The 15,696-nt window shown below is 39.3% G+C and carries 12 protein-coding genes; 4 read left to right on the top strand and 8 right to left on the bottom strand.

What is annotated here, in order from left to right:
- The first annotated feature begins 8 nt into the window (after positions 1 to 8).
- The 3 genes from G6053_RS24050 to G6053_RS24040 are packed head-to-tail and all read left to right on the top strand — an operon-like array spanning position 9 to position 6,030.
- Positions 9 to 2,045: a helix-hairpin-helix domain-containing protein gene (locus G6053_RS24050; protein WP_165308822.1), complete on the top strand. Its 2,037-nt coding sequence runs from the start codon at positions 9 to 11 to the stop codon at positions 2,043 to 2,045.
- Positions 2,042 to 4,132: a ComEC/Rec2 family competence protein gene (locus tag G6053_RS24045; RefSeq protein WP_165308821.1), complete on the top strand. Its 2,091-nt coding sequence runs from the start codon at positions 2,042 to 2,044 to the stop codon at positions 4,130 to 4,132. The genes G6053_RS24050 and G6053_RS24045 overlap by 4 nt, the downstream gene beginning before the upstream one ends.
- On the top strand, positions 4,129 to 6,030 hold the full coding sequence (locus G6053_RS24040) for an ATP-dependent DNA helicase RecQ (protein ID WP_165308820.1): 1,902 nt from the start codon (positions 4,129 to 4,131) through the stop codon (positions 6,028 to 6,030). Before G6053_RS24045 ends, G6053_RS24040 begins: the two co-directional genes overlap by 4 nt.
- Here G6053_RS24040 and G6053_RS24035 read toward each other — a convergent pair whose 3' ends face one another.
- The 6 genes from G6053_RS24035 to G6053_RS24010 form a co-directional block, all read right to left on the bottom strand.
- Positions 6,031 to 6,870 carry a sulfurtransferase gene (locus G6053_RS24035; protein ID WP_165308819.1) on the bottom strand — a complete coding sequence of 280 codons (840 nt, stop codon included), beginning with the start codon at positions 6,868 to 6,870 and terminating at the stop codon, positions 6,031 to 6,033.
- A 98-nt stretch (positions 6,871 to 6,968) separates the two neighbouring features.
- On the bottom strand, positions 6,969 to 8,900 hold the full coding sequence (gene rpsA / locus G6053_RS24030) for a 30S ribosomal protein S1 (protein ID WP_108636518.1): 1,932 nt from the start codon (positions 8,898 to 8,900) through the stop codon (positions 6,969 to 6,971).
- 251 nt (positions 8,901 to 9,151) lie between these two features.
- Positions 9,152 to 10,120, bottom strand: coding sequence for a YihY/virulence factor BrkB family protein (locus G6053_RS24025; protein ID WP_108636519.1), 969 nt, complete (start codon positions 10,118 to 10,120; stop codon positions 9,152 to 9,154).
- A gap of 1 nt (position 10,121) precedes the next feature.
- Positions 10,122 to 10,529 carry a thioesterase family protein gene (locus G6053_RS24020; protein WP_104384277.1) on the bottom strand — a complete coding sequence of 136 codons (408 nt, stop codon included), beginning with the start codon at positions 10,527 to 10,529 and terminating at the stop codon, positions 10,122 to 10,124.
- Positions 10,529 to 11,569 (bottom strand): endolytic transglycosylase MltG, encoded by a 1,041-nt coding sequence (gene mltG / locus G6053_RS24015; protein WP_165308818.1) that lies wholly within the window; start codon positions 11,567 to 11,569, stop codon positions 10,529 to 10,531. The genes G6053_RS24020 and mltG overlap by 1 nt, the downstream gene beginning before the upstream one ends.
- Before the next feature lie 96 nt (positions 11,570 to 11,665).
- On the bottom strand, positions 11,666 to 12,622 hold the full coding sequence (locus G6053_RS24010; protein WP_165308817.1) for a PASTA domain-containing protein: 957 nt from the start codon (positions 12,620 to 12,622) through the stop codon (positions 11,666 to 11,668).
- A 145-nt stretch (positions 12,623 to 12,767) separates the two neighbouring features.
- On the opposite strand from G6053_RS24010, the gene G6053_RS24005 reads away from it, so the two are divergent.
- Positions 12,768 to 13,778, top strand: coding sequence for a D-alanine--D-alanine ligase (locus G6053_RS24005; RefSeq protein WP_165308816.1), 1,011 nt, complete (start codon positions 12,768 to 12,770; stop codon positions 13,776 to 13,778).
- Positions 13,779 to 13,877: 99 nt separating this feature from the next.
- Here the strand turns inward: G6053_RS24005 and G6053_RS24000 are convergent, their stop codons facing one another.
- On the bottom strand, positions 13,878 to 15,122 hold the full coding sequence (locus tag G6053_RS24000) for a serine hydrolase (protein WP_165308815.1): 1,245 nt from the start codon (positions 15,120 to 15,122) through the stop codon (positions 13,878 to 13,880).
- A gap of 8 nt (positions 15,123 to 15,130) precedes the next feature.
- On the bottom strand, positions 15,131 to 15,625 hold the full coding sequence (locus G6053_RS23995; RefSeq protein ID WP_165308814.1) for a dihydrofolate reductase: 495 nt from the start codon (positions 15,623 to 15,625) through the stop codon (positions 15,131 to 15,133).
- Positions 15,626 to 15,696: the final 71 nt, after the last annotated feature.

Raw genomic sequence — 15,696 nt, 5'->3', positions numbered from 1 at the left:
AACCTATTATGAAATATTGTAGCAAGATTTTGCTCTTTATAGGTTATTTTATTGGAATAACCTGTATGGCGCAAACAAATGAAAAAATCAACCTTGAAGAGTTATTTGAAAGCTTATCGGAAGAATTACCCGAAGATGCCGATTTAAGCGAATTAAGTGAAAAATGGTCCTACTATCTAAAACATCCGATTGACCTCAATAAGACTGACGGGACAGAATTAATCGAATTACAATTTATAGATCCGCTGCTATTGCAGCGTCTGATTAATCATCGTCAGGTTTCCGGTGATTTTATTAACGTCCTGGAACTCCAGTCTATTGATGGTTTCGATGCGAAGATCCTCAACTTACTGCTGCCTTTTATTAAAGTTGGTGAAACCAGTCCATTTACGGGAAGTAAATTCAAAGATTTTTCGCATGAATTTATGCTGCGTTATGGACGGATCCTGGAAAAGCCAAAAGGGTACCAAATTACCGATACAACGAAATCCCGATATCTTGGCGATCGCAACCGATATACTATCCGATACCGGGCGAATCTAAAAGATAAAATTCGTTTGGCAATTAATATGGAGAAAGATGCCGGCGAACCAATTTTTTACGGTGAACAAAAACTGGGATTTGATTTCTATGGATTAAGTCTATATATTAAAGCCATCGGTCCGGTCCGAAATCTTGTCATCGGAGATTACGCATTGCAATTCGGTCAGGGACTTGGCATGTGGAATGGCTTGAGCTTTGGTAAAGGCGGACTGGTGCAGAATACTGCACGGCAGGGTATGGGGGTAAAACAATATACCTCGTTGAATGAGGTTGATTTTATGCGGGGAATAACAGGAACATTCCGCTTAGATCGCTTTGAGATCACCCCGTATTTTTCCTATCGGGCCATTGACGGCAATGTTGAAGACAATATTGAATCCCGGGTAATTAAGACGATTGCGAAAACAGGACTACATCGAACCCCAACGGAACAGCGTTATCGAAATGCAGCTCATCAAATGACCTACGGACTGAATGTTTTATGGCGGCACAATCGTTTCAAGGCTGGAATAAATTTTAATCAATCTCAATTGGATGTTGTCAAAGTCAAGGGCACGAGCAAAAGACAGCAATATGATTTCGAGGGAGATGTGCTGCGGAATATCAGCCTTTACACAAATTATACCTTTCGTAATGTGCATCTGTTTGGAGAATATGCCAGTAGTGTAGATGGAGGATCCGCCCTGTTAATGGGAGCAATCGCTAGTTTGCACCCACGTTTATCCACCGTAGTCCTTGTTCGGGACTATAAGAAAAACTACCATACTTTTTACGGACAGGGGTTTGGAGAATCGAGTAACACGGCCAATGAAGAGGGAATCTATCTAGGGCTTGTATACCAATTGGGAAGAAAATTAGTTTGGTCCAATTATATCGATGTGTTCCGATTTCCCGAAGCTAAATATCAGGCTGACAGTAGTTCTCTGGGAGCAGACTTCTTTAGCCAGTTTAGTTATATCTGGTATAAGAAAGGGCAGCTTAGTTTAAGGTATCGAAATCGGTTAAAGCAAACTAACTATATGGGGATGGGGCAGACGGAATCAGGATTGGTAAATAGCTCAAAACAACAGCTGAGACTAGAATTTCAATATAAGCTAAACCGTATCTGGACAATTCGGTACCGGGCAGAAGGTAATTTGTTTCAGAAGGAATATGAAGATAATAGCTTAGGTTATATGTTTTATCAGGATATCTTCTGGAAACCTGATATGGGAAAGATACAATTGAATTCGCGCTTAGCTTATTTTCAAACAGACACGTATGATAATCGGATTTATGCTTATGAGAATGATGTCTTATATGCTTCGGGATTTGGCATGTATAATATGAGAGGCTGGCGTACATATCTTAATTTACGATATCGAATAAACCGTCATCTCGATATATGGACAAAGTATGGAATCTATTATTATCCTGACAATGAGAGAATAGGAACGGCGTTGGATGAGATCATCGGAAATCGAAAGTCCGAAATCAAGGTACAATTAAGATGGCAATTATGACTGAATTGAGTTTTTACCAAAAGCTGGAACGAATTCCTTTACTAAAGATTGCTACTATTTACGTCGTCGGTTTATTTGCCGCCCCAATGCTGAAGTTCTCGTTCTCCAGCTTTCAATACCTGCAAGATAGCTTGATTTTATTATCGGGTATCATCCTGTGTTGCTTTCTATTTAAGGGTGGGTTGTTTAAATACTGCTATCTTATAGGATATTATATACTCGTCCTGTTATTTGGCATCTGGCAATTTTGGCGTAGTGACCCGCTTTATATGGAAAACCATTTTTCGCATTTTCAGCTGGACAGTTATGTCGTCGAAATTGTACAGGAACCCAGCACTAAATCAGAAACCACGAGATTCTCGGTTGAGGTATTAGGCGGTTATATACAGGATAGTTTCATGGCCACAACGGGTAAGCTGATGATTTCATTGAAGGCTACAACGAAAAGGCCATTGCGGTATGCCGATCGGTTGTGGTTGAAAGGGACCATGTCGGCGGTGCCCCCTCCTTTCAATCCATTTGAATTTGACTACAGGGAATATTTAAAAGGATCAGCTATCTATCATCAAATTTTTTTGCATCCAAGTAATTATATACGGATTGAAAGAGAAGACTCACATTTCCCGGACTTCATGGAGCTGGCTTTGCGGACACGCGAAAGCTTTCTGAAAAAATTAAGGCGCTATTGTAAGAATGAGGAATATTATGCTATTGCAGCAGCTTTACTGTATGGTTTTCGAGGCGAAATAGACGAAGCAAACATAAAGGCATTTACAAACACGGGAACCATACATGTACTTAGTGTTTCTGGAATGCATGTAGCGGTACTTTTCGGGTTTCTATCACTCGTGTTTAGGTATATCCCTTGGCCACTAAGATTGAACTGGGTACCTGTTGTTATTACTTTTTCTATTATTTGGATTTATGCTTTTATTGCTGGTTTAGATCCACCTATCGTCCGGGCAGCCATTATGATAAGTTTTGTCCTATGTGCACGGCATTTTAAACGAAATAGTTCGACTTTAAATGCCTTAGTTGCTGCGGCATCTATTATTCTGCTCTGTGATCCCCGTGCGATTACAAATGTAGGATTTCAACTTTCCTTTCTTGCCGTATTGGGCATGCTGTTATTTTTGCCGATCTTTGAGAAGATCGTTATTGTAAAAAATCCTTTCATACGTTTTTTGAGAGATACAGTTGGTATTTCAATCGCTGCGCAGGTGTTAACGACGCCATTGACACTTTATTATTTTGGACAGTTTCCGACTTATTTCTTATTGGCTAATCTACTCGTTGGCCTTCCTTCAACCGTCACGATGTATCTGGGCTTTTTGATGACGATCAACCCCATTGATTGGTTGAATGAGTTGTTTGGTTATCTTTTGGAGAATTTCATCGCATGTATACTCTATAGCCTGAAGGCCATCGACCGTTTGGCATTTTCAACAATTCAAATTGATATCATTGACGGTAATCTTCTTTTTCTTTCGTATGCTGCTGTTTTTTCTTTGTTATATGCCTATCAATGGAAAGACAGAAAGTATTGCTATCTTGGGTTTCTTTGTGTCGCAGGGATTGTATTTATAACGATCATCCAACAGATAATAGATGAAAATACAGAGCGATTCCGGATATATAATACAAGAAATGAGCTGACAATAGCCTATTTTAAAAATCAACAGGCTATTATTTATAGCACTTTTGATTCGCTAAATCACAAAGCGCTGCAATATGCCTGTGGTCGGGAAATCCGTGTATGGGCATCCGAAGGAAACGTTCGATTTATTCCATTAAAAAGTAAAAGTGTGAGGAATAATTATCTGGTCGAACTTCCATTCGGAAAAATCATTGTGATGGAATATTTCAGCAACGAATTACCCTCTGCGGAATTATTGGTTGTCAGAAAGAATGCTATTCAAAAGCTACCAGCTGCAGTAAACAAAATTTTACCTAGGGAGGTGATTTTGGATGGATCCAATTCCTTGAAAAAATCGTTACAGGCACGAACTATATTAGATAGTTTGGGGATGAAGAGTTATCTCATAAAAGATAATTTTGCGTATGTTTGGGATAAGGAGAGCTTATGACTTTAGATAGCATATCAATCTTAAGGCAATATTGGGGCTTTGAATCATTTCGGCCATTGCAGGAAGAAATTATTCAATCGGTTATTTCGGGTAAAGATACACTCGCTTTACTGCCAACAGGAGGAGGAAAATCCATTTGTTTTCAGGTGCCAGCTTTGATGATGGAGGGAATCTGCATTGTCGTGACACCGCTGATTGCCCTTATGAAAGATCAGGTAGCACATTTGAGGAAAAATGGTATTCAAGCCGTTGCCATTTATTCGGGGATGAAAAAGAGAGAGGTGGATATTACCCTGGACAATTGTGTTTATGGGAAAATAAAGTTTCTTTACCTTTCGCCCGAACGTTTGTACAGTGATCTTGTCCGGGAGCGGATCCGATTTATGAACGTTAATCTATTTGCTATAGACGAAGCGCATTGTATTTCGCAATGGGGCTATGATTTTAGACCGCCATACCTGGAGCTGGCAAAACTAAAAGAGCTTCATCCAAAAATCCCGTTTTTGGCACTGACTGCAACCGCGACCGAACGAGTGATCACTGACATCCAGCAAAAGTTAAATTTTCCGAAAGAAAATGTCTTTGTCAAAAGCTTTCTTCGAGATAATTTGGCCTATATGGCTATCGAAGAAGAGGACAAAATGGGACGGATGGTGCGTATTATTCATAAATTGGGGGGAGCGGGTATCGTATACGTCCGGAATCGACGGGAAACGCAGGAAATAGCACGTATTCTGATCAATAATGGAATAGCATCAGATTACTATCATGCAGGGCTCTCAGGACAGGAACGCGATCAAAAGCAAGACGCATGGATGACTAATGCTATTCGTGTTATCGTCGCCACAAATGCGTTTGGAATGGGCATTGATAAGCCAGATGTTCGTTTTGTTATTCACCTGGATCTGCCAGATTCGTTGGAAGCTTATTATCAGGAAGCCGGTAGGGCGGGTCGGGATGGGAAAAAAGCATATCCTGTTATTCTGTATCAGGAGAATGATAAAAAAAAGCTTGTTGACACCTTGCAGGCTAGTTTTCCCGATATACCTTTCATCCAGCAAACTTATCACTATCTATGTAATCATTTTCAGGTGCCTTATGGAGCAGGTGAGGGGCTTACGCTGGATTTTGATGTAGTCACATTTGCAAAGAAATACCAATTGCCACTCATACCTGTCATGAATGCCATGAAATTTCTGGAACGTGATGGATGGCTAACATTGTCAGAAGCAGTGACGATACCTTCCCGCTTCAAATTTGAAATTGACAGTACGGAATTGTATAAAATCCAGGTACAATATGCGAAATATGATAAATTAATTAAAGCGATTTTAAGAACCTATGGCGGTGTCTTCGAAAATTATATCTTGATTAATGAATACGAGTTCGCCAATAAGCTTGGTATTCCGTACGGTCGTGTCGTCGAGCTTTTAAAATCACTTGAAGCATTGGAGATTGCGAGTTATCTGCCTTCTACCGATTCACCACAGCTGACATTTTTACAAAATCGTGTTGATTATAAGCATCTGTATATCGACCATATATTTATTCGCGACCGTCACCGGGTGAAAGAGGGGGAGGTTAATGGAATGATAGATTATATTGAAAAAGCGCATTGTCGTAGTCAGTCTCTACTACTTTATTTTGGAGAGAAGAATGCCGGCTTTTGTCAGGTATGTGATTTATGTTTAATACGTTTACACAAGGAAAATCAGCGAGCGCAAATCAAGGAAGAGATCAAGAGCAGCTTGTTGGCAGCACCAAAGAGACTGCATGATCTGGTTGAAAGTTTAACTCTCGGAACCGAAAAAAGAAGAATAGAGATTATCCGTGATCTGCTTGACGCCGAAGTAATTCGTCTGGAGGAAAATCTCTATTCCTGGAATACCTTATTTTGATTATTTTTCAATCGGAAGGTTGAGTTCTTCTCTGCCCCATTCAGACCATGAGCCATCGTATACCCGGATATTGGTATGACCTGAAATATAGGATGCAAAGGCAAGTATAGAAGCGGTTACACCCGAGCCGCAGGAGAATATATATTCATTACCTGTCGTTTTAAATTGATCAAATTGCTGCTTGAGTTCGTCAGTTGGTTTATAATAGATATCTTTGAGCAATTCTTCAAAAGGTAAGTTTTTGGAATGGGGGATATGACCACCATTAAGTCCTTTTCTTGGTTCTGGTACTAAACCGCTAAATCTTCCTTTACTTCTGGCATCAAAAATAGCGACATTGGCAGCTCTATAATGCGCTAAAATATAATCCTTGTCGGCATATAGATTTTTCTGAAAATGAGCTTTAAAATTTCCGCCTTTGTCCTGTTGTTTATAACTGTCCGCGAGTTTATATTTGTTTTTTTTCCATACAGGAACTCCACCATTTAAAATGTACACCTGATCAAACCCCATTACCTTAAACATCCACCACGCACGTGGACTTGAATAGATTCCCCATCTGTCATATAATACGACTGTACTATTTTGATCAATGCCCAGAGCTTGAACTTCTTTTTCAAAGACCTGTTCAGAGACTAAGGTATGTGGCAATTTCGACGCGTGGTCGGAAAACTTTCCCTCGATATCAAAAAACAAAGAATTTGGAAGCAGTTCTAGCTTTGCATCTTTCAATGATTGACCGACTTTATCTATGGTACAGTCTAGTAGGATTACATTTCCATTTTGGATCAATACATCCTGAAGTTCGGATGCACTGATTAAGGCTGATTTGAATAACATAACAATGATCTTATGGATACAAAATTACAAAGCAAACCTATAAAAACAAAGAGGCTGTTCTTTTGGAACAGCCTCTTTTTATGGATCGAAAATACTAATTACTTAGCGTTTTTATCATTTTCCATTTGCTCTTTCAATTGAGCTAATACGTCTAAGTCGCCTAAAGTAGATTTTTCAACAGAATCTTTTACTTTTTTAACAGCTGAAGACTCAGCTTTAGCGTCTTTTTTACGGTTGTTAGACTCTTCTTTGCGAGCTTCTTCTTTCTCTTCTTCCCAGATACGAGAGTGAGAAATTACCAAACGTTTGTTCTCTTTGTTGAACTCGATGATTTTGAATGAAGTAACTTCATCAACTTTCAATGAAGAACCGTCTTCTTTAACAGAGTGTTTAGAAGGGCAGAAACCTTCAACACCATATTGTAAAGCTACGATATCACCTTTGTCACCAACTTTGATCACAGTACCTTCGTGGATAGAACCTTCAGTGAAGATGGTCTCGAAAGTATCCCAAGGGTTTTCTTCCAATTGTTTGTGACCTAAAGATAACTTGCGGTTTTCTTCATCTAATTCTAAAACAACTACATCTAATGTTTCACCAACTTTAGTGAATTCGTTAGGGTGGTTGATTTTTTTAGACCAAGATAAATCAGAGATGTGGATCAAACCGTCGATACCTTCTTCTAACTCAACAAATACACCGAAGTTAGTCATGTTTTTAACAACAGCTGTTTGTTTAGAACCTACAGGGTAACGCTCAGTAATGTTTTTCCAAGGATCTGGAGTCAATTGTTTGATACCCAAGCTCATTTTACGCTCATCGCGATCTAATGTTAAGATTTGTGCTTCGATCTCGTCACCAACTTTTAAGAACTCTTGTGGAGAACGTAGGTTTTGAGACCAAGACATTTCAGAAACGTGGATCAAACCTTCAACACCCGGGATGATTTCTAAGAAAGCACCGTAATCAGCAACTGTTACGATTTTACCTTTAACTTTAGAACCAACTTCTAACGCTGTATCTAAAGATTCCCAAGGATGCTCAGATAATTGTTTCAAGCCTAAAGCAATACGTTTTTTCTCATCATCAAAGTCTAATACAACAACGTTGATTGTTTGATCAAGCGCCAAAACTTCTTTTGGATGCTCGATACGACCCCAAGAGATATCTGTGATATGCAACAAACCGTCAACACCACCTAAGTCGATGAATACACCGAAGTCAGTGATATTTTTAACAGTTCCTTCTAATACTTGACCTTTTTCTAATTTAGCAACGATCTCAGATTTTTGGTTTTCTAAGTCGTTTTCAATTAATACTTTGTGTGATACGACAACGTTTTTGAATTCGTGGTTGATTTTAACAACTTTGAATTCCATTGTTTTACCCACATATACATCGTAGTCACGGATAGGTTTGATATCGATTTGAGATCCAGGTAAGAATGCTTCAACACCTTTGATGTCAACGATAAGACCACCTTTAGTACGGCTCTTAACGAAACCAGTAATGATTGCATCATTTTCCAATGCTTCATTGATAGCTTCCCAAGATTTTTGAGTTTTAGCACGTTTACGAGAAAGTACTAATTGACCGTTAGCATCTTCTTGAGATTCTACGAATACGTCAACTTTGTCACCAATTTTTAATTCTGGTAAGTCACGGAATTCGGATAAAGAAACTAAACCGTCAGATTTGAAACCAACATTTAAGACAACGTCTTTGTTGTTGATAGAAACGACAGTACCTTCAATAATTTCACCTTGGTTAACTTGGTTGAAAGTATCTGCGTATTGTGCTTCAAGTTTAGCGCGTTCAGCTTCGCTATAATTTCCGAAACCTTTGTCATTTGCATCCCAGTCAAATTCACCTTCTGGTGTGATCCAAGTGTTTGATTTGATTTCGTCGATTAAGTTTGAATCAGCTTCTGATTCAATTTTTTCAGTGTCTTTCACTACTTTAGTGTCAGCACCTTGTAGCTCTGCGTTTTTCGCTGCTAATTCTTTTTCTGCTTCTTGTTTTTTTGCCATTAATTAATTTTCTCCTTTTTCCTACGTTGTAGGAGTTGCAAAGGTACAAAAAAACTTTTAATGCAAAATTTTATTTTTCTTATTTTATTGAAAGACTTTCAGTTATACCCAAGTCAGAAAGGTTATGGGCAATTTGGCATTAGGAGCTTCATGTGAATACCTTTCATTCATCAGAATAGGAGGACTTTATGTCTCAATGGCAATATAACTTCTTCTTTATAAGGATGCTGTCTTTTTAGATTTTCTGAAGATTATTCACTGTCTTTTTTAAAGGAATTGAAGATCCGGGGTTTGGCGATCACAATGGTTTGCTTAGACAATGCAATGGCCGCATTTAGTTCATAGCCCAACAATAAGATCAGTGTATTCAGGTAAATCCATAGCATGATCACAATCAGGGTGCCTATAGAACCGTATAATTTGTTGTAGGCACCAAAATGATTAATGTAGAATGTAAAAATCGAAAAAGTTAAAATGGCCAATATGGTAGCCATGGAAGCACCTGGACTAAATAACTTCCATCTGTTTGAGGTAGAGGGACCAAACTTATAGATACAGCTTACAGTGAAAAAATAGATAGCAAAAATAATGATCCATCGCGCCAGCTTTAATAGTGTCGCCCACATACTGGATTTAATACCTGTTGTTTCCTTTAGATAGTCGATTGTCACCCCGGCAATCGTGAATATGGTCATGCCTACAGTAAGGGCAAAGATGATCAGGAATGCCAGTGTAAGCGCAATGAGCCTTTTCCTCAACCAAGGTCTTTTCTCCGTCATTAAAGATGCTTTATTGAAGGCATTCATTAAGGAGGCCATGCCATTTGTCGCAAAATAAGCGGCGAACAGAAAACCGAAAGATAAGAGCCCCCCATTTTGGTTCTTGATAATATCTTCTAGGGTGGTTTCGACTACGAGGAATGCGTTTTTGGGAATAACAACCGCTAGGAAGTCCAGTAATTGTTCCTGAAAATTGTTGATCGGAATATAAGGAATTAACGTAAATAGAAAGATGATACCGGGAAATATGGCCAACAGGAAGCTATATGACAATGATGAAGCCTTGCTTACGATTGAATCTCTGGAGAGTTCCTGAAAGAAAAATACCGCCACTGTATAAAGTGGAAGTGAACCGAATCCGGGCAAAACTACCCGTTTACTCCATTCGATTAATCTAAAATAAGGTTCAAAATTTAATAGCCATTGGTGGAATTTCCCCATATCAGTTAAAGTATTTACTCATCTTATCCAGAAAGATCTGCGGGGGCATGCATGGTTTGTTTTTTTCCATATTGACAAATACCAATGTTGTTTCGCCTTGATTGAGTAATTCGCCACTTTCGTTGAACAGCTCGTATTCAAAAATAATACGGACTGCCGGTTTCTTACGTATCGTTACCCGGATCGTTATCAGGTCGTCATACTTACCCGGTTTGAGATATTTTGTTTTCATCTCTGTAACAGGGAGCATCACGCCCATTTCTTCCAGTTCTTTATAGGATATTCCTGTACTTCTCAGCATTTCCGTTCGTGCTATCTCATAAAATGCAGCATAATTGCCATAATAGACATAGCCCATCTGGTCTGTTTCTGCATAGCGGACACGAATCTGATGATCAAATACAAACATTATTTTTTGATATTTCTTGCGTCTAAAGCTTGTTGGAACTTGCGCGCATTGATCAGATGTTCTGCTTCTGTCTTCGCAAAATTATGGTATCCGGAGAAATCATCCTTTGCACACATATAGATATAATCGTGTTGTTTAAAGTTTAGGACCGCATCAATGGCTGCAATACTTGGAATAGAAATAGGACCTGGAGGCAAGCCTCTATAGATGTACGTATTGTATGGGTTGTCGGTTCTTAAATGTTTATTTAAGACTCTTCGGATGGTAAAGTCATTGTTCGCAAAGATCACCGTTGGATCAGCCTGTAAAAGCATTCCTTTTTTTAGACGGTTTAAATAGAGACCGGCAATCATAGGCATTTCGTCTTGATGCAATGCCTCGCCTTTGACAATGGAGGCCAATGTGCTGACCTGTTGTGGTGTTAAGTTAAGTGCTTTGGCTTTCGCAATACGATCGGTATTCCAGAATTTTTTCCATTCATCATCGAAACGGGCAATAACCTTCTCTGGGCTCGTGTTCCAGTAAATTTCGTAGGTATTTGGAATGAAAATGGAAATTAAATTTTCCTTGGTAAAACCAAATTTTTGAGCGGTAGCTTCATCATTCAATACCGCAATAAATTGTGCTGAATCTGCTTCAAAACTTTTGTCTAACAAGGCCGCCATATTTTCTTTTAGCCTTACATTGGCAAACCTGAATTTTACGGGGTCCTGATAACCACCTATTAAATTACCAATCAGACGTCGATTGTTCATTCCCGGAGTTAATAAGTAACGGCCAGGCTTTACACTTTGTTCGTATTTTTTATATTGGGCGGCACGTTCAAATGAAGCGATATCATCCAGAAGACTAGAATCTTGAATTGATTTGAGCACATCCTCGTACGTTGCGCCTTCATGAATGTAAAGGTATTTCTTTTCTCCAGAAACATTTGAGGCAAAAAAAGCCTTATAAAATGTCCATGCAAAATAACCTCCGATAACGATGACAATTAATGCAATAATTTTTAACCAACTTGGTATTCCTTTTTTATTTTCCATCAGAATGATTTTTTATATCAATAATGAAACTTTCGCATACATCCGAATTATTTTTATGCAAACAATCCAATGTTTGTAAAGGTTTCAAAAATAATTTTAGAAGCCTAAACTATTACTTTTATTTTCCTTTTTCTGGCCTGCTGGAGGTGTTGTATTTGTCGCTTTGGCAGGAGGATTATTTGTTGTTGTTTTTGCCGGAGCAGCGGGTTTCGCCGCAGGAGGATTTGCCGGTGTAGGATTTCCCTGTGGCTTAGGTGTCGTTGTTCCTCCGGGCGTACCAGTTGTAGGTGTCGGTGCCGTCAAGGAAAGGGTTACATCTATTTTAGCGCCTAAGCTCGTTAATCCCTTCTCTATACCCGGAGATTGCGCACTGATCACGGCTGTTGTCGTATCAGTCACATTTGGATCGTAAGTCACCGTTCCCAGACCAAGTCCGGCGCCGGTAAGCGCAAATTTAGCTTCATTTAGCGGAAGTCCGACCAAATTGGGAATTTCAACTTCATTTGCTCCAAGGCCATTTCCAAGGACAAGATCTATTCGTGAACCTTTCGGGATCATGCGCCCATTTCGAATGGACTGCCCCGCAAATTGAGCATCTAGAACAATATCTCTGGCGATATCTGCGACATAGGAGGTATCACCAATTTTAAGATTGTGGTTTTTCAAAATAGCTGTTGCTTCGATCAAAGTTTTATCTTTAATATTTGGGAAAGAGACCTCCGGTGCTACTTGCGTGATAATTGTTAGATATATTGTGCGACCGGATTTCACGTGAAATCCCTGCTCAGGATCCTGTTCGATCACCAAGCCCGGTTTGGCATCCATCTGGTAAACGGAGTCAATCTGATATTCAAGTCCCGCATCTTCCAAGGCCTGGATGGCTGCGTTGATATGAAGTCCCTTTATTTTTGGAACTGCAATGGATTCATCATGTTTAGTATATATTTTCAGCCCGACATATACCGCAAGAAATAGGCAGATTATCGCAACAAAAGCGGCAATGAGATTTTTTCTGAACGCGGGCGTCTGAAGATATTGTACGACTTTGGACATTACTGTGTTTGATAAAATGAATTCTGCATGGAACCGCAATATTGAAGCCAGTTTTACAGAATGATTAAATAAAATTATTCCTCACAAAATTATTCGTTTTTCCGTGTATAGCAAATTATATTTGCTATTCGAATCGCTAAAATTTATGAAAGCAAAAATAGCATTAATAACTGGAGGTTATACAGGGGAGGCCGAAGTTTCTTTTAAAAGTTCCGCTTTTGTCTATTCTCAACTTGATCATGAGAAATACGATGTATACCCGATTACCATATCAAAAGGAGCATGGTTTTATACAGATAAAGACGGTCAGCAGCATCCTGTTCTGCGCGAGAGCTTTACATTACCACTACATGGAGAAACGATAAATTTTGACCTAGCTTTTATTATGGTACATGGTGTACCGGGGGAGGATGGACGACTACAGAGCTACTTTGATTTGCTGGATATTCCTTATACTTCATGCGATGCACTGACTTCAGCTTTAACAATGAATAAAGGCTATACGAAAGCGATTTTAAGTGATATTCCTGAATTATATCTGGCCAAATCAGTTTTATTATTTGAATCACAGCGGGCGGAAGCAGTCAGCACCGTGGAAAGCAATCTATCCCTTCCGTATTTTGTGAAACCTAATGCTGGGGGAAGCAGTATCGGGATGACGAAGGTCAAAGAATCGGCTCAGCTACAGGAAGCTATTGATAAGGCTTTTGATGCCGAAAATACAGGAAAACAGGTTATCGTTGAGGAGTTTGTGACCGGACGTGAATTCTCGGAAGGAATTTTTCGAAATGCAAAGGGAGAATTGGTTGTATTGCCTGCAACGGAGGTTCGTACGACACGTGAATTTTTTGACTTTGAAGCGAAATATGTTCCTGGTCTGACGGAGGAAATTACGCCTGCGGACCTGAGCGTGGAACAGCGGGAGCGCGCGGCACGTATTCTGAAGGAAATTTATGTTAGGTTGAACTGTAAAGGTATGGTGCGTGTGGATTTCTTTTTGGAAAATGGGACCGACAATTTTTATTTCATCGAGATCAATACAATTCCCGGACAAACGGCGCAAAGTTTTATCCCGCAACAGGTACGTGCCTTCGGAATGAAAGAAGGCGACTTTTATGGTGAATTGATCGAAAGCGCTTTGCTATCTGTCAAATAGGACAGGTGGATTGCTATCTTTGAAAGGTCTCTCGGCCTGAATTAACTAAAATATCCCATATAGAAAAACGGCTTTCAGATTCTGAAAGCCGTTTTTCTATTATTTTCTGAAATCAAACCTGGACAAATCGGGTTTGATTTTTTTTGTTCGTTTTAGCTCTTCTTGGTAGAGAAGCTGACCGATGTTTTTCAAAAATGGATAAGTGACGGTCTCGTATTCGTAAATACCATCGTTGTAAATACCGTTTTCATTCGACTGAACTACTACGGCAAGGAGAAATTCAACGCCATGTTCAAAATCTACAATATAAGCGTTATCAATATTATAACCATAGGAATCGCCATATTTATTAAATATTCGGATATTAGGATTCAGCACGGTATCTTTTTCACGGCCATAGAACAGCAATTTGCTATATGTAGGCCAGAATTCTACGGGGTCATATTTTGGAAAGTCCGATTCAAATGGATAGCGGGACATGTAGTCATAGAGTAGGTTATAATCTTCCTTTTTTAAATTAAATCTGTCTTTACTTTTGAATGCTTCCGGAAATAATAATTTTTTTAGGATCAATTGTTGGTCCTCCAACGCATACACATTTAAACCTTCAAAGCTCCATGGTTCATGGATAAGCTGATCCTTATCATTCATGTAGCCCTTCCCCTGCAGGGTATTTGCTAACTTGATATCATAATCCTTGGGGTCGAATTGCGCTTTTTGCTGATAGAGGATATGATCGCCCTGATAGAAAGTGAACGGGTTGGTATGCTTGGCCCAAATTCCCTTGTCACCAATAGCAAGACGGTTGACAATTCGGCTGTATTTTGTGCCCTGTTTTTTGAGTTTCGCATTTAATTCGGCACGGCCAATGAATTCGAACAATCTATTTTGAGCATCATTGTCACTGGTCAATAATATTTTTTTGACATATTGGGCGATAGATGGCAGCCCGTTGGCCGCAGATTCATCTATGGATACCTTGGTTTGCTTTTCAAAAGCAGAATCTATGCGCAGGGGGGTATCTCTAGTTAATCCTTCAATATGCAAATCATTAATTTTTTCCAATGCTAAGATTGCCGTTGGTAATTTTACGGTGCTTGCTGGATAGAAATACCAATTGGGATTTAGCCGATAACTATAAGACCTGAAATGCGGGACATTGGATTGATCGCGATCAATTTGAGTGTACAAGATCTGGATCTCGTTTTTGGTCGGATGATTTAATATTCGTTGAAATAGATCAGGGCGACTCTGAAGTAATTTTTCCAGGTATATCGTGTCAATCTTTTGAGCGTAGGTATTGGACATCAGTAGAATGAAAACAAGAGATAAACATTTTAACATCCGATTGGCTATTTGCGATTATACACTTCAAAGGTATAGTCGAACGCATGCTTATCATCGGCCTGATGTGGTTCCGCAGAAATCAGTTCCCATTCTTCCGATGATAGTTCGGGAAAAAACGCATCTCCCTGAATCGTTGTATGTACACGTGTCAAAAGCACTTTGTTTGCTAGCGGTAAGGCCTGTTGATAGATATTTGCACCGCCAATAATAAATACCTCACGTTCGTCGCGGCAATATAAAAGCGCCTCTTGGATACTATTGGCGACATCAATATCTTCCCCCTGAAAATCGGCATTGCGTGTGATGACAATATTCCTTCTGTCAGGTAATGCTTTGCCTATGGCATCAAAGGTTTTTCTACCCATCAGGATGGAGTGATCAACGGTATTTCTTTTAAAATATTTAAAGTCATTTGGCAAATGCCAAGGCATCTGGTTGTTGATACCAATTGCGTTGTTTTCCGATGCAGCTACGATTAATGTGATCGTTGGGTTACTCATTTTTGTGTCGTGTAAATTCGTGGTGTAAATTCTTGGTGGTGCGTTGTGTGGGAAAATTTTTTAATGGTTCT

Origin of the sequence: Sphingobacterium sp. DR205 (genome assembly GCF_011064245.1) — a bacterium.
In the GTDB taxonomy this organism is placed as follows: domain Bacteria; phylum Bacteroidota; class Bacteroidia; order Sphingobacteriales; family Sphingobacteriaceae; genus Sphingobacterium; species Sphingobacterium athyrii.
This window is presented reverse-complemented; position numbering and strand designations above follow the sequence as displayed.

Excerpts from the sequence above, each read along its gene's own strand:
- G6053_RS24005 (WP_165308816.1), top strand. The coding sequence starts at position 12,768 with ATGAAAGCAAAAATAGCATTAATAACTGGAGGTTATACAGGGGAGGCC.
- G6053_RS24020 (WP_104384277.1), bottom strand. The coding sequence starts at position 10,529 with ATGTTTGTATTTGATCATCAGATTCGTGTCCGCTATGCAGAAACAGAC.
- G6053_RS24010 (WP_165308817.1), bottom strand. The coding sequence starts at position 12,622 with ATGTCCAAAGTCGTACAATATCTTCAGACGCCCGCGTTCAGAAAAAAT.
- G6053_RS23995 (WP_165308814.1), bottom strand. The coding sequence starts at position 15,625 with ATGAGTAACCCAACGATCACATTAATCGTAGCTGCATCGGAAAACAAC.
- G6053_RS24035 (WP_165308819.1), bottom strand. The coding sequence starts at position 6,870 with ATGTTATTCAAATCAGCCTTAATCAGTGCATCCGAACTTCAGGATGTA.
- G6053_RS24000 (WP_165308815.1), bottom strand. The coding sequence starts at position 15,122 with ATGTTAAAATGTTTATCTCTTGTTTTCATTCTACTGATGTCCAATACC.
- rpsA (WP_108636518.1), bottom strand. The coding sequence starts at position 8,900 with ATGGCAAAAAAACAAGAAGCAGAAAAAGAATTAGCAGCGAAAAACGCA.
- mltG (WP_165308818.1), bottom strand. The coding sequence starts at position 11,569 with ATGGAAAATAAAAAAGGAATACCAAGTTGGTTAAAAATTATTGCATTA.
- G6053_RS24025 (WP_108636519.1), bottom strand. The coding sequence starts at position 10,120 with ATGGGGAAATTCCACCAATGGCTATTAAATTTTGAACCTTATTTTAGA.
- G6053_RS24040 (WP_165308820.1), top strand. The coding sequence starts at position 4,129 with ATGACTTTAGATAGCATATCAATCTTAAGGCAATATTGGGGCTTTGAA.
- G6053_RS24045 (WP_165308821.1), top strand. The coding sequence starts at position 2,042 with ATGACTGAATTGAGTTTTTACCAAAAGCTGGAACGAATTCCTTTACTA.
- G6053_RS24050 (WP_165308822.1), top strand. The coding sequence starts at position 9 with ATGAAATATTGTAGCAAGATTTTGCTCTTTATAGGTTATTTTATTGGA.